Source organism: Bradyrhizobium sp. WSM4872 (genome assembly GCF_055811715.1).
This window is the reverse complement of record NZ_JBVVPT010000028.1, coordinates 36,169-50,169: the sequence shown is the minus strand read 5'-3', so window position 1 is coordinate 50,169 and position 14,001 is coordinate 36,169. Positions and strand designations below refer to the sequence as shown.

The following is a 14,001-nucleotide window of genomic DNA, read 5'->3' as shown; positions in this document are numbered from 1 at the left end:
CGATGGCGATCGACGCCCCATCTTCTCCCTCCTCCCAGCCCTGGTCCGACCGGCTGCGGCACTCGACCGTCATCTTGATCGCTGCGGCGCTGGCGCTGTCGGTGGTGGTCTCGCTGGGGGAATTATCGGCGCTGCATGCGATTGCGGTGTTCCTCTGCGTCGCGGCCGCAGCCCTGATCCCGTGGCGCCTGCACGATACCGCCGCCTCCCGCGAAGAGACCCGCCGGGTCAATCCGGTCGAGAGCGCGGCGGTGGCTGCGGTGGTCGCCGGCATGCCCGATCCCGCGGTGCTGCTCGACCGCGCCGGCCGCGTCATCCATCTCAACGCCGCGGCCGCCCAGCTCGCGCCGGCGCTGCGCCGGAATGAGCTCGCCCAGTTCGCGCTGCGCTCGCCCGAGATCATCACGGCGCTGCGCGAGTCGATCGCAACCACCGAGCCGCGGCGCGCGACCTATCTCGACCATGTCCCGGTCGATCGCTGGATGGAGCTGACCATCACGCCGGTGCCGGTGCCGACCACCTTTGGCGGCGCCGACAAATGCATGCTGATGACCTTCCACGACCAGACGCCGCTTCGTCGGGTCGAGGAGATGCGGGCCGATTTCGTCGCCAATGCCAGCCACGAGCTGCGCACGCCGCTGGCCGCGCTGTCCGGCTTCATCGACACGCTCCAGGGCCAGGCCAAGGACGATCCCAAGGCGCGCGAGCGCTTCCTCGGCATCATGCACAACCAGGCGACCCGCATGGCACGCCTGATCGACGATCTGCTGTCGCTGTCGCGGGTGGAGCTGTCGGCCCATGTGCGGCCCGACACCCTGGTCGACCTGCTGCCGATCATCTTGCAGGTCGCCGATGGGCTCGAGCCGCTGGCGCGGGAGCGCCAGGTCGAGGTCGAGACCCAGCTCCCCGAGAGCCCGGTGCTGATCGCGGGGGACCGCGAGGAGCTGCTCCGCCTGTTCGAGAATTTGATCGAGAACGCGCTCAAATACGGCGCCTCGGGCGGTCGCGTCATCGTGTCGCTGATTTCAGGCGCCGCGCCTGATGGAACTCAGGAAATCCGGGTCCTGGTCCGGGATTTCGGCCCCGGCATTGCGCCGGAGCATCTGCCGCGCCTGACCGAGCGCTTCTACCGGGTCGATGTCGGCGACAGCCGCTCGCAGGGTGGCACCGGGCTCGGATTATCGCTGGTGAAACATATTCTTAACCGCCACCGCGGCCGGCTTTTGATCGAAAGCGTGCCCAAACAGGGCGCCACTTTCACCGCCTGTTTTCCCCAGGGCAGGCCCGCGGCTCTGAGCTAAATTCCAGCGATTTCAGCTGCTTAACACTGTCATCCGACTGTCACCAAACCTTCGTAAAAGCTCAGCTGTCCGCTCCTAAAGGGGCGGCACGGGGAGCGCGATCGGGCGCGGATGGCGCTTCGCTCCCCTGTATGGAGACCAGCATGAATTTCCTCAAAACGATCGTTGCTGCTGGCTTGGTTGCCGCATCGACGACGGCGGCCTTTGCTGCCGACATCACCGGAGCCGGCGCGACGTTCCCGTTCCCGATCTATTCCAAATGGGCTGACGCCTACAAGAAGGAGACCGGCAACGGTCTGAACTACCAGTCGATCGGCTCCGGCGGCGGCATCAAGCAGATCCAGGCCAAGACCGTGACCTTCGGCGCCAGCGACGCGCCGCTCAAGGCCGAGCAGCTCGAGAAGGACGGCCTCGTCCAGTGGCCGATGGTGATGGGTGCCATCGTGCCCGTCGTCAACATCGAGGGCGTGAAGCCCGGTGAGATGGTGTTCGACGGCGAGACGCTGGCCAGCATCTATCTCGGCAAGATCACCAAGTGGGACGACGCCGCGATCAAGAAGCTGAACCCGAACGTGAAGCTGCCCTCGGAGGCCATCACCGTGGTCCGCCGTTCGGACGGTTCGGGCACCACCTTCAACTTCACCAACTACCTCGCCAAGGCCAGCGCGGACTGGAAGAGCAAGGTCGGTGAAGGTACCGCCGTCGAATGGCCGGTCGGCGTCGGCGCCAAGGGCAACGAAGGCGTGTCCGGCAACATCAGCCAGACCAAGAACTCGATCGGCTACGTCGAGTACGCCTATGCCAAGCAGAACAAGCTGACCTACACCGGTCTCGTCAACAAGGCCGGCAAGCCGGTGCAGCCCACCGTCGAAGCGTTCCAGGCGGCCGCCTCCAACGCCGACTGGGCCAAGGCTCCCGGCTACTACGTCATCCTGACCGACCAGCCCGGCGAGAAGTCCTGGCCGATCACGGCGGCGACCTTCATCCTCATGCACAAGGATGCCACCGACAAGGCGTCCTCGCAGGAAGCCATCAAGTTCTTCCGCTGGGCCTTCAAGAACGGCGGCAAGGCAGCCGAAGAGCTCGATTACATCCCGATGCCGGATCCGGTCGTTCAGCTGATCGAGAAGACTTGGGCTGCCGAGATCAAGAGCTAGGTACGCGACGCCCGTGCCCCGGATGCGCTGCGCCGCATCCGGGGCACGGACCAACAAAAAACGTATACTATTTTAGTACAGGGGATCGGCGTGGCAGAGATGGCCGTTCAGAGCGATGTAATCGACGACGCCGGACCGTATGATCGCGCCAAGGCCTTGAGCGCGTTCAAGCTCGGCGACGTCACCTTCTATTGGATCACGCGGCTCTCCGCGATCTCGGTGCTTCTGATCCTCGGCGGCATCATCATTTCGCTGATCGTCGGCGCCTTCCCGGCGATGAAGGAATTCGGGGTCTCGTTCCTGTGGACGCAGCGCTGGGCGCCGTCCGCCGATCCGCCGGTGCTCGGCGCGCTCGGGCCGATGTACGGCACGCTCGTCACCTCCTTCATCGCGATGCTGATCGCCATTCCCGTGGGTCTCGGCATTGCCATCTTCCTCACCGAGCTCTGCCCGCAATGGCTGCGCCGCCCGATCGGCATGGCGATCGAGCTGCTCGCCGGCATCCCCTCGATCATCTACGGCATGTGGGGCTTCTTCGTGTTGGGTCCGTTCCTCGCCAACACGTTCCAGCCCTTCATGATCAAGATATTCGACGGCGTGCCCGTGCTGGGCGCGATCTTCGCGGGACCGCCGTCCTATCTCAGCCTGTTCAATGCCGCGCTGATCCTCGCGATCATGGTGCTGCCATTCATCACCTCGATCTCGGTCGATGTGTTCAAGACGGTGCCTCCGGTCCTGAAGGAAGCCGCCTACGGCGTCGGCTGTACCACCTGGGAAGTCGTCCGCAGCGTGGTGATCCCCTACACCCGCGTCGGCGTCATCGGCGGGGTCATGCTGGCGCTGGGCCGCGCGCTCGGCGAGACCATGGCGGTGACCTTCATCATCGGCAACTCGTTCCGGATATCGTCGTCGATCTTCGCCCCCGGCACCACGATTTCGGCGGCGATCGCATCCGAGTTCGCCGAGAGCGACGGCCTGCACCAGTCCGGCCTGATCCTGCTCGGCCTCCTGCTGTTCGTGCTGACTTTCTTCGTGCTCGCAGCGGCGCGGCTGATGCTGATGCGGCTGGAAAAGAAGGCGGGGAACTAGCGCCATGAATCCGATCTATTCACGCCGCCGCCGCAAGGACATCGTCGTCCGCGGGCTCTGCATCGCCGCAACGGCCTTCGGCGTCACCTGGCTCGCGCTGATCCTGATCACGCTGCTCTACAACGGATTGGCGGGACTCAATGTCCAGCTGTTCACCGAGAACACGCCGCCACCCGGATCGAACGAGGGCGGTCTGCTCAACGCCATCGTCGGCTCGCTGATCATGACCGTGATCGGCGTCGGCATCGGCGCGCCGCTCGGCATGTTCGCCGGCACCTATCTCGCCGAATACGGCCGCAATGACCGGTTGACCTCGGTGATCCGCTTCATCAACGACATCCTGCTCTCGGCGCCCTCGATCATCATCGGCCTGTTCATCTACGGCGCGGTGGTGGTGCCGATGCGCGGCTTCTCGGCGATCGCGGGCTCGCTCGCGCTCGCGGTCATCGTGATCCCGGTGGTGCTGCGCACGACCGAGGACATGCTGCTGCTGGTGCCGAACGCGTTGCGCGAGGCGGCCTCGGCGCTCGGCCTGCCGCGTTCGCTGGTGATCAAGCGGATCGCTTATCGTGCTGCCCGATCGGGTCTCATCACCGGCGTGCTGCTCGCGACCGCCCGCGTCGCCGGTGAAACTGCGCCGCTGCTGTTCACAGCGCTGTCGAACCAGTTCTTCAGCCTCGGCCTGAACAAGACGATGGCGAACCTGCCTGTCACCATCAACAACTTCGTGCAGAGCCCCTATGCCTACTGGAAGCAGCTGGCCTGGAGCGGGGCGCTGCTCATCACGCTGACCGTTCTTGCCCTGAATATTGGCGCGCGCATCCTTGGCGCCGAGAGGACCGCAAAATGAGTGATCTTTCCGTATCGATGAGCGCGGCCGGTGGGCTGCCCCACGCGCCGGTGCTGCCGGAGGCGCCCCCCAAGGTGACCGTGCGCAACCTGAACTTCTATTACGGCGAGCACCACGCTCTGAAGAACATCAACCTGACGCTCGGCGCCAACCGCGTCACGGCGTTCATCGGTCCGTCGGGCTGCGGCAAGTCGACCCTGCTGCGCATCTTCAACCGGATGTACGACCTCTATCCCGGCCAGCGCGCCACCGGTCAGCTCATGCTCGATCAGACCAACATTCTCGACGGCAAGCTGGACCTCAATCTGCTGCGCGCCCGCGTCGGCATGGTGTTCCAGAAGCCGACGCCGTTCCCGATGACGATCTACGAGAACATCGCGTTCGGCATCCGTCTCTATGAGAAGATCTCGAAGTCCGAGATGGACGGCCGCGTCGAAAAGGCACTCCGCGGCGGCGCGCTGTGGAACGAGGTCAAGGACAAGCTCAACGCCTCCGGCCTGTCGCTCTCGGGCGGCCAGCAGCAGCGCCTCTGCATCGCCCGCACCGTCGCGGTGCGGCCCGAGGTGATCCTGTTCGACGAACCCTGTTCGGCGCTCGACCCGATCTCGACCGCCAAGGTCGAGGAGCTGATCCAGGAGCTGTCCGAGGATTACACGATCGCGATCGTCACTCACAACATGCAGCAGGCGGCGCGCGTCTCCGACAAGACCGCCTTCATGTATCTCGGCGAGCTGATCGAATTCGACGACACCAGCAAGATCTTCACGTCGCCGACTGACCGGCGCACGCAGGATTACATCACCGGCCGGTTCGGCTAGGAGACGCGACATGGGTTCTGAACATACCGCAAAGGCCTTCGATACCGACCTCCAGGAACTCACCCGCCTGGTCGCCGAGATGGGTGGCATCGCCGAGCGCATGATCGTCGAGTCCGTCGACGCGCTGATCCGCCGCGACGTCCCGCTCGGCCAGCGCGTCGTCGCCATCGACACAGAACTCGACGCGCTGCAGAAGCGCATCGAGGAGCGTGCGGTCCTCACCATCGCCCGCCGCCAGCCGATGGCGGTCGACCTGCGCGAGATCGTCGGCGCCATGCGCGTCGCGACCGATCTCGAGCGCATCGGCGACCTCGCCAAGAACATGGGCAAACGCGTCGCGGCGCTGGAGACGGACTTCCATCCGCTCAAGCTGTTTCGCGGCCTCGAGCACATGACCGACCTCGTGCAGCAGCAGGTCAAGTCGGTGCTGGACGCCTATGCCGCGCATGATCTGCCGGCGGCGATGGCGGTGTGGAAGGGCGACGAGGAGGTCGACGCCATCTGCACCTCGCTGTTCCGCGAGCTCCTTACCTACATGATGGAGGATCCGCGCAACATCTCGTTCTGTATCCATTTGATGTTCTGCGCCAAGAACATCGAGCGGATCGGCGACCACGCCACCAACATCGCCGAGACCGTGTTCTACATGATCGAGGGACAGGCGATCACCGACAAGCGGCCGAAGGGCGACATGACGACCTTCGCCAACACGGTACCGAACACTTAAGGAGCGACGACCCGATGGGCGCACGCATTATGGTGGTTGAGGACGAGGAAGCTCTGACGGAGCTTCTCCGCTACAACCTCGAAGGCGACGGCTATGACGTCGAGACGGTGATGCGCGGCGACGACGCCGACACTCGCCTCAAGGAGCACATCCCCGATCTGATCGTGCTCGACTGGATGCTGCCGGGCCTGTCAGGCATCGAATTGTGCCGGCGGCTTCGCACCCGTCCCGAGACCAAGCAGCTCCCGATCATCATGCTCACCGCGCGCGGCGAGGAGAGCGAACGGGTGCGGGGTCTTGCGACCGGCGCCGACGATTACATCGTCAAGCCGTTCTCGGTGCCGGAGCTGCTCGCGCGCGTGAAAGGCCTGCTGCGGCGCGCGAGCCCCGAGCGGCTCGCCACCGTGCTTGCTTTTGGCGACATCGAGCTCGACCGCGACAAGCGCCGCGTGGCGCGCTCGGGCCGGCCGATCGATCTCGGTCCGACCGAATATCGCCTGCTGGAGTTCTTCCTGGAGCATCCGGGCCGGGTGTTCTCGCGCGAGCAACTGCTCGACAGCGTTTGGGGCCGCGACATCTACATCGATGAGCGTACCGTCGACGTGCATATCGGCCGCCTGCGCAAGCTGCTCAATCTCGGCCGCGAGCAGGACCCGATCCGCACCGTCCGCGGCGCCGGCTACGCGCTGGATGATCGTTTTGCCAAGGCGGAGCAGGTGTAGGGTTGCAGGCTTGTTTGCTGGCGAGCTGTCCCCGAATTCTCCGACGTCGTCCCGGACAAGCGAGCGAAGCGAGCGCTGATCCGGGACCCATAACCACCGAACGTGGTTTGGCGAAGACTCGGAGTGACCCCTTCCGCACGACTACTGCGTGCTCGGAGTATGGGTCCTGGCTTTCGCCAGGACGACACTGAAATTGTTGAACTGTCTTCGCGCGACGACTTGCCGTGATTACCGCGGACCCGGCTTCACCGGTGCGCGGCGCCGATCCGATGCCGGCTGGTACGCGACGCGCGAGTGCTGGGCGCAATAGGGCAGGCCGGACAACGCACGGCCACCACAGAAGAAGAAGTCCGGGCTCGAGGGATCGCCGACCGGCCAGTGGCAGGTCGCCTCGTTCAATTCCAGCAGCGACAGCCGCTGGCTCATCGGCACCACGTTGTCGTATGTGACCGGATCCGGCTCAGCCTCGACCTCAAAGGCCTGCGCCAGCGCGGTGTTGCCGCGCGAGATCGGGCGGCTCACCCGCATCATGTGCTGCGCGGGACGCGCCTTGCGCGGCCGGGGCGCTGCCGACGAAGGGCTCTTGGCGCGGCCCGAAAGGCCGAGCCTGTGCACTTTGCCGATCACGGCATTGCGGGTCACATTGCCGAGCTCCGCCGCGATCTGGCTGGCCGAAAGTCCGGCCTCCCAGAGCTTTTTCAGCTGCTCGACGCGATCATCGGACCAGGTCAAAACCGTCATTGCACCCTTTCCCTCGCTGCGCGCCAGCCATCCTGGGGCCTCGCAGCGAATGCCTAAGCCTTCAAAAACCCGTGCCGCCAGAATCCCTTAAGGCTCGCCGGGCGCGTCTTGAACGCCCGAACGTTTACGCCGGTACATAAGGACTTAAAGATCAGAACCACTGCACGAGATGTCGTATCTGACAATCCAAACGCTACAATATGGCGTGACTCCCGCGCAAGAGTCCGCCGACTCGCTTCCACATGTTCCGTGGCTAAATCCCGCAAAATCGGCACCGCAAGACTACGGATTCAGCGTTTCGCGAGGCTTTCCGGGCGGCATTGACACCCGTTTCACCAGGCCTAAGATAGTCGTGCGTGCCGCCCTCAAGAGGCGGCACGTTTCGTTTTCCGGGCCGGTCGATGGTGCGTTGCGCAATGCACGCTCACACCGTCCGCAACATTCAAGTGACCGCCATGACTAACAGCGCAGCGCCGCATTTGCTCCCCGTTTTCGCCAGATCCGACCTCGGTTTCGAGCGTGGCGAAGGCTGCTGGCTGATCGCGACTAATGGCGAGCGCTATCTCGATTTCACCTCGGGGGTGGCGGTGAACGCGCTCGGCCATGCCCATCCGGCGCTGGTCGCGGCGTTGCAGGAGCAGGCGACCAAGCTCTGGCACATGTCGAACCTGTTCCAGAGCCCGGACGGCGAAAAGCTCGCCGCGCGCCTGTGCAATGAAAGTTTCGCGGACTTCGTGTTCTTCTGCAATTCCGGCGCCGAAGCGCTGGAATGCGTGATCAAGGTCGTGCGCCGTTATCACGCCGCGAAGGGCCATCCCGACCGCTATCGCATGATCACCTTCGAAGGCGCCTTCCATGGCCGCACGCTGGCGACGCTGGCGGCGACGGGGTCGGCGAAATATCTCGAAGGTTTCGGCCCCCCGATGGAGGGCTTCGACCAGGTTGCGCATGGCGATCTCGAGGCAGTGAAAAAGGCGATCGGTCCGCAGACCGCCGGCATCCTGATCGAGCCGATCCAGGGCGAGGGCGGTGTGCGTTCGGCAACGCCCGCCTTCCTGAGGGCGTTGCGTCAGCTCTGCGACGAGAAGGGTCTGTTGCTCGCCTTCGACGAGGTGCAGACCGGCATGGGCCGCACCGGCGATCTGTTCGCGTACCGCCGCCTCGGCGTCGAACCCGACGTGATGTCGCTGGCCAAGGCGCTCGGCGGCGGCTTTCCGATCGGCGCCTGCCTTGCGACCGCGGAAGCGGCATCCGGCATGACGCCGGGCTCGCACGGCTCGACCTTCGGCGGCAATCCGCTCGCGATCGCGGCTGCGAACGCCGTGCTCGACGTCATGCTCAAGCCCGGCTTCTTCGATCACGTGCAGAGGATGTCGCTGCTGCTCAAGCAGAAGCTCGCCTCCGTGATCGACCGTCACTCTGATGTCGTCAGCGAAGTGCGCGGCGAGGGCCTCCTGATCGGCATCAAGGCCGTGGTACCTTCGGGCGATCTCGTTGCCGCCTTGCGCGCAGAGAAGCTGCTCACCGTCGGCGCCGGCGACAATGTCGTGCGTTTCCTGCCGCCTTTGATCGTCACCGAAGCCGAGATCGAGGACAGCGTCATGCGGCTCGAGCGCGCCTGCACTGCGTTGTCCGGCAACAAGCGGGCGGCAAGCTGATGAGCAAGTCGCCCGATAAAGCACCCAAGAAAACACCGAAGCACTTCCTCGATATCAACGAGCTGCCGCTGTCGGAGCTCAAGCGCATGCTGGCCGCGTCCTCCGCGATGAAGGCGAAGCAGAAGGCGCATCAGCCGGTCAGGCCGCTCGAAGGCAAGACGCTGGCGATGATCTTCGAGCGCCCCTCGACGCGGACGCGGGTGTCTTTCGACGTCGCCATGCGCCAGCTCGGCGGCGAGCCCATCATGCTCACGGGCGCCGAGATGCAGCTCGGCCGCGGCGAGACCATCGCCGACACCGCGCGCGTGCTGTCGCGCTATGTCGACGCCATCATGATCCGCATCCTCAACCACGATGCCCTGCTTGAGCTTGCGGCGAACGCCACCGTTCCGGTCATCAACGGCCTGACGCGGCGCTCGCATCCCTGCCAGGTGATGGCCGACCTCATGACGTACGAGGAACATCGCGGCCCGATCGAGGGCAAGACGGTGGCCTGGACCGGCGACGACAACAACGTGCTGGCGTCCTGGGCGCACGCCGCCGAGCGCTTCAAGTTCCAGCTCAATGTCGCGACGCCTCCGGAGCTCGCGCCGAAAAAGGCGATGCGCGACTTCATCAAGGCGACCGGCGCGCCGATCATGCTCGGCACGGATGCCGAAGCCGCCGTGCGCGGCGCCGATTGTGTCGTGACCGACACCTGGGTGTCGATGGGCGACAAGGAAGGCGAGCACCGCCATAACGTGCTCAAGCCTTATCAGGTCAATGCCCAGCTGATGTCGCTGGCCAAGCCCGATGCGCTGTTCATGCACTGCCTGCCCGCCCATCGCGGCGAGGAGGTCACCGACGAGGTGATCGACGGTCCGCAATCCGTCGTGTTCGACGAGGCCGAAAACCGCCTGCACGCGCAGAAGGGCATTCTGGCCTGGTGCTTCGACGCGGTGAAGTGATCTCGCTGGAATCCCGGCGGCCACCTCACATATGATCGTCGTCCCGGACAAGCGCAGCTTCTGGCAACGCGCAGCGTTGTCCAGAACGGAGCGCCGATCCGGGACCCATAACCACAGGAAGTCGTTTGGCGAGGATTCGGAGTTGTCATCTCGCGGAGTAGCGTAATCCTGTGGTTATGGGTCCCGGATCTGCGCTAGCGCTTGTCCGGGACGACACCGAGGTTGAGGTTGCTTCGTACAGTTCCCCAACCCCCTTCCAATTCCGCCTTCCGACCCCAGATAAAGCGCCATGGTTTCCCAATCCCCTGACATGAAAACCGGGCCCGAAGGCCCGGTTCGCGCGCCATCCGCGGTTCCCGTCGATGACGCCGTGCTGCCCTACGAGGTTGACGCGCTCGACGTGCGCGGTCGGCTGGTGCGGCTTGGTCCGGCGCTCGACGAGATCCTGACCAAGCACGATTATCCGGCGCCGGTCGGCAAGCTGCTCGGCGAGGCCATCGTGCTGACCACGCTGCTCGGCTCGTCGCTGAAGTTCGAAGGCCGCTTCATCCTGCAGGCCCAGACCGACGGTCCGGTGTCATTCCTCGTCGTGGACTATCAGGCGCCGGATCGCCTGCGCGCCTATGCGCGCTACGACGCCGCGCGCCTCGGGGATGCAAAAGATTCCGGCGCGCTGCTGGGTCACGGTCATCTCGCCATGACCATCGACCAGGGCCCCGACATGAGCCGCTACCAGGGCCTGGTCGCGCTCGACGGCGGCAGCCTCGAAGACGCCGCTCACGAATATTTCCTGCGCTCCGAGCAGATCCCGACGCGCGTGCGTCTCGCCGTCGGCGAGGAGTGGCGTTCGAACGACGGTGGCAAGCATCGCTGGCGAGCCGGCGGCATGCTGATGCAGTTCCTGCCGAAGGCGCCCGAGCGCGCGCGGCAGGCCGATCTGCATCCCGGCGATGCGCCCGAAGGCGTCGAGGTCCATGCCGTCGCTGAAGACGATGCCTGGGTCGAGGCGCGCTCGCTGATCGAAACCGTCGAAGACGTCGAGCTGATCGATCCCGAGCTGTCCGGCGAGCGGCTGCTCTACCGTCTTTTCCACGAGCGCGGCGTGCGCGTGTTCAATCCGCTGCCCTTGAAAGCGCAATGCTCCTGCTCGCGCGATGCGGTCGCATCGATGCTGAAGAGCTTTTCGTCCGACGACCGTGCCGCGATGGTCAAGGACGACAAGGTCGTCGTGACCTGCGAGTTCTGCTCATCGGTGTACGAGTTCACACCGGACGAGGCGGGCGTCCAGGACGCGTAGCGCGGTGCCGTAGGGTGGGCAAAGCGAAGCGCGCCCACCATTTCCAGCGCTAATTCAGCACCCTCTTGTTATCCGGGCTGTCCAGCGAGAACGTCGGCACGTCGATCTCGAAGCGCTCGCCGGTGGCACTGACCATCTGGTAGCGGCCGGTCATGAAGCCCGAGGCGGTCGTGAGCGGTACGCCGGAGGTATATTCGAAGCGTTCGCCGGGGGCGAGCGTCGGCTGCTCGCCGACGACACCCTCGCCCTTCACCTCCTGCTGCCGGCCGGTGGCGTCGGTGATGATCCAGTGCCGCGTCTTGAGCTGCACGGTCTCGTCGCCGGAATTGGTGATGACGATGGTGTAGGCCCAGAAATAACGGGAGCGGTCAGCCGACGACTGCTCCGGAACAAAGTTCGGCTCGACGGTCACTTCGATCTGGCGGGTCACGGCGCGGTACATGATTGCCATCATACCGAAAACCGCCCGGGAACCAAACGCCGGAGGCGGCCTTGGCGACATCGTCCCGCCAGATTTCGCAGGGAAGTACACGTCCAAATGGACTTGCAAATGTACTTGCATGTGATCCGGCCGCTTTGCGAGATGACGGCCGAACCGGTACACTCCTTGCCACGTCGCGATTTGCGGAAGGGTTTTTAGGCCCCCGATGACCATTGCCGACCAAGTGACGGGATCGACGATCGCGGGAACCGCCAAGCCTGTGGAGGTCAAGTCCGCGGGGGCAAAGCGGCGCGCGGCCGCGCCGGCCATTTCGCTGCCCGCCATCGGCGAGCGCGAGCTCCGGCTCGACCTGTTCCGCGGCCTCGCGCTGTGGCTGATCTTCATCGACCATTTGCCGCCGAGCCTTCTGACCTGGTTCACGATCCGCAATTACGGCTTCAGCGACGCCACCGAGATCTTCATCTTCATCTCCGGCTATACCGCCGCCTTCGTCTACGGTCGGGCGATGCTGGAGTCCGGCATCGTCGTCGCCACCGCGCGCATCCTGCGGCGCGTCTGGCAGATCTATGTCGCCCACGTCTTCCTGTTCACGATCTTCCTTGCCGAAATCTCCTACGTCGCGACCCGGTTCGAGAACCCGCTCTACACCGAAGAGATGGGCATCATGGATTTCCTCAAGCAGCCCGACGTCACGATCGTGCAGGCGCTGCTGCTGCGCTTCCGTCCGGTCAACATGGACGTGCTGCCGCTCTACATCGTGCTGATGCTGGCGCTGCCCTTGATCCTGTGGCTGATGAAATGGCGGCCCGACGTGACGCTCGGCCTCTCGGTCGCGCTCTACGCGGTGACTTGGGAATACGACCTCTATCTGTCGGCCTATCCGAACGGCTTCTGGGCCTTCAATCCCTTCGCCTGGCAATTGCTGTTTGTGTTCGGGGCATGGTGCGCGCTCGGGGGTGCGCGGCGCATGTCGCACATTCTGGCTTCGCGGGTGACGATGTGGATCGCGATCGTCTATCTGGTCGCCGCATTCTACGTGACGCTGACCTGGTATGTGCCGCAGCTCTCCCACTTCATGCCGAAGCGGCTCGAGCAGTGGATGTATCCGATCGACAAGGCCGACCTTGACGTGCTGCGCTTCACGCATTTCCTGGCGCTGGCCGCGCTCACCGTGCGCGTCCTGCCGCGTGACTGGCCGGGCCTGAAATCGCCCTGGCTGCGGCCGCTGATCCTGTGCGGCTCGCATTCCCTGGAGATATTCTGTCTCGGCGTCTTCCTCGCCTTTGCCGGCCATTTCATCCTGGCCGAGGTCTCGGGCGGCCCGGTCATGCATGCGCTAATTAGTCTCTCCGGAATCCTGATCATGTGGGCCATGGCTTGGCTGATTTCGTGGTACAAGCGGGTGGCTGACAAGAGCGGTTCGAAAACCAAAAGCGCCGTCGGCAGCGCCGATATGGCGGGAGGGGGCTGATGAAGGCGAAGGTTTTCCTGAGCCTGATCCTGCTGTGCGGTGGTCTCGCCGCGCCTCCGGCGCGCGCGGACGATGCTGCGCCGGCTGCTTCAGCCGCGCCCGCAGCCTGTGAAGTGCCCTCCTATCTGCTCACCAGCGAAAGCCAGCTTCCCAAGGTCGCCGATGCCGTGAAGGCCGGCAAGCCGCTCGAAATCCTGGTCATCGGCAGTCGCTCGACCACGATTCCGGCTTCCGAGGACGCCTCTTATCCGGCGCGGATGCAGGCCATCCTGAAGGACAAGCTGCCGCCGACGGAGACGGTGCATGTCTCCGTAGAAATACAGAGCAAGAAGACGGCCGAGGAGGCGGCCGCCAGCTTCGTTAAGCTGATGGAAGCAAAGACGCCTACTTTGGTCATCTGGCAGACCGGGACCGTCGATGCTATCCGAGCCATCGATCCCGATGATTTTCGTGGCGCGGTGACCGAAGGGGTTGTTGCGTTGCAAAAGGCAGGGGCTGACGTCGTCTTGATGAACTTGCAGTACAGTCCGCGTACCGAAACCATGATCTCGGTGCCGCCATACCTCGACAATATGCGGGTGGTGGCGCAGGAGCACGATATTCCGCTGTTCGATCGGTTCGCGATCATGCGGCAGTGGAATGATCAGGGGCAGTTCGACCTGTTCAGCCCGTCGCGCGGGCCTGAGCTGGCGAAACAGGTCCATGATTGCCTCGGCCGGGCGTTGGCACAGTTCGTGATCGACGCTGCGCATCTGGAGCCGGCCCAGCAGCAAAATTGAGG

General features: G+C 64.5%; 14 protein-coding genes. 12 read left to right on the top strand and 2 right to left on the bottom strand.

Annotated features, from left to right (window positions below):
* The first annotated feature begins 2 nt into the window (after positions 1 to 2).
* From AC0L3C_RS28610 to phoB, 7 genes are all read left to right on the top strand, one after another.
* Complete coding sequence (locus AC0L3C_RS28610) at positions 3 to 1,301, top strand: ATP-binding protein (protein WP_473282069.1); 1,299 nt, start codon at positions 3 to 5, stop codon at positions 1,299 to 1,301.
* A gap of 143 nt (positions 1,302 to 1,444) precedes the next feature.
* Positions 1,445 to 2,458, top strand: coding sequence for a phosphate ABC transporter substrate-binding protein PstS (gene pstS, locus AC0L3C_RS28605; RefSeq protein WP_473265888.1), 1,014 nt, complete (start codon positions 1,445 to 1,447; stop codon positions 2,456 to 2,458).
* Positions 2,459 to 2,557: 99 nt separating this feature from the next.
* Positions 2,558 to 3,547: a phosphate ABC transporter permease subunit PstC gene (gene pstC, locus AC0L3C_RS28600; RefSeq protein ID WP_007615692.1), complete on the top strand. Its 990-nt coding sequence runs from the start codon at positions 2,558 to 2,560 to the stop codon at positions 3,545 to 3,547.
* Between the two features lie 4 nt (positions 3,548 to 3,551).
* Positions 3,552 to 4,397: a phosphate ABC transporter permease PstA gene (gene pstA, locus AC0L3C_RS28595; protein WP_007597877.1), complete on the top strand. Its 846-nt coding sequence runs from the start codon at positions 3,552 to 3,554 to the stop codon at positions 4,395 to 4,397.
* Positions 4,394 to 5,215 (top strand): phosphate ABC transporter ATP-binding protein PstB, encoded by an 822-nt coding sequence (pstB, locus tag AC0L3C_RS28590; RefSeq protein WP_007597875.1) that lies wholly within the window; start codon positions 4,394 to 4,396, stop codon positions 5,213 to 5,215. The genes pstA and pstB overlap by 4 nt, the downstream gene beginning before the upstream one ends.
* Positions 5,216 to 5,225: 10 nt before the next feature.
* The gene (gene phoU, locus AC0L3C_RS28585; protein ID WP_018456067.1) at positions 5,226 to 5,942 is read left to right on the top strand and encodes a phosphate signaling complex protein PhoU; all 717 of its coding nucleotides are present in this window, start codon (positions 5,226 to 5,228) and stop codon (positions 5,940 to 5,942) included.
* Positions 5,943 to 5,956: 14 nt separating this feature from the next.
* The gene (phoB, locus tag AC0L3C_RS28580) at positions 5,957 to 6,664 is read left to right on the top strand and encodes a phosphate regulon transcriptional regulator PhoB (RefSeq protein ID WP_007597871.1); all 708 of its coding nucleotides are present in this window, start codon (positions 5,957 to 5,959) and stop codon (positions 6,662 to 6,664) included.
* 228 nt (positions 6,665 to 6,892) lie between these two features.
* Here phoB and AC0L3C_RS28575 read toward each other — a convergent pair whose 3' ends face one another.
* Entirely contained in the window at positions 6,893 to 7,405 is a 513-nt protein-coding gene (locus AC0L3C_RS28575; RefSeq protein ID WP_007597869.1) for a GcrA family cell cycle regulator, read from the bottom strand.
* Positions 7,406 to 7,860: 455 nt separating this feature from the next.
* On the opposite strand from AC0L3C_RS28575, the gene AC0L3C_RS28570 reads away from it, so the two are divergent.
* The 3 genes from AC0L3C_RS28570 to AC0L3C_RS28560 all read left to right on the top strand — a co-directional run bounded on the left by AC0L3C_RS28570 (position 7,861) and on the right by AC0L3C_RS28560 (position 11,307).
* Positions 7,861 to 9,063: an acetylornithine transaminase gene (locus AC0L3C_RS28570; protein WP_473265889.1), complete on the top strand. Its 1,203-nt coding sequence runs from the start codon at positions 7,861 to 7,863 to the stop codon at positions 9,061 to 9,063.
* Positions 9,063 to 10,010, top strand: a complete 948-nt coding sequence (gene argF / locus AC0L3C_RS28565; RefSeq protein ID WP_473265890.1) for an ornithine carbamoyltransferase — start codon at positions 9,063 to 9,065, stop codon at positions 10,008 to 10,010. Before AC0L3C_RS28570 ends, argF begins: the two co-directional genes overlap by 1 nt.
* 289 nt (positions 10,011 to 10,299) lie before the next feature.
* The gene (locus AC0L3C_RS28560) at positions 10,300 to 11,307 is read left to right on the top strand and encodes an Hsp33 family molecular chaperone (protein WP_473282073.1); all 1,008 of its coding nucleotides are present in this window, start codon (positions 10,300 to 10,302) and stop codon (positions 11,305 to 11,307) included.
* A gap of 49 nt (positions 11,308 to 11,356) precedes the next feature.
* Here AC0L3C_RS28560 and apaG read toward each other — a convergent pair whose 3' ends face one another.
* Complete coding sequence (gene apaG, locus AC0L3C_RS28555; RefSeq protein ID WP_027514422.1) at positions 11,357 to 11,749, bottom strand: Co2+/Mg2+ efflux protein ApaG; 393 nt, start codon at positions 11,747 to 11,749, stop codon at positions 11,357 to 11,359.
* 205 nt (positions 11,750 to 11,954) lie between these two features.
* Here apaG and AC0L3C_RS28550 point away from each other — a divergent pair, with 205 nt between their 5' ends.
* Together AC0L3C_RS28550 and AC0L3C_RS28545 are read left to right on the top strand one after the other, a co-directional pair.
* Positions 11,955 to 13,220 (top strand): OpgC domain-containing protein, encoded by a 1,266-nt coding sequence (locus tag AC0L3C_RS28550; protein ID WP_473265892.1) that lies wholly within the window; start codon positions 11,955 to 11,957, stop codon positions 13,218 to 13,220.
* Positions 13,220 to 13,999 (top strand): SGNH/GDSL hydrolase family protein, encoded by a 780-nt coding sequence (locus AC0L3C_RS28545; RefSeq protein ID WP_473265893.1) that lies wholly within the window; start codon positions 13,220 to 13,222, stop codon positions 13,997 to 13,999. The genes AC0L3C_RS28550 and AC0L3C_RS28545 overlap by 1 nt, the downstream gene beginning before the upstream one ends.
* Positions 14,000 to 14,001 lie beyond the last annotated feature (2 nt).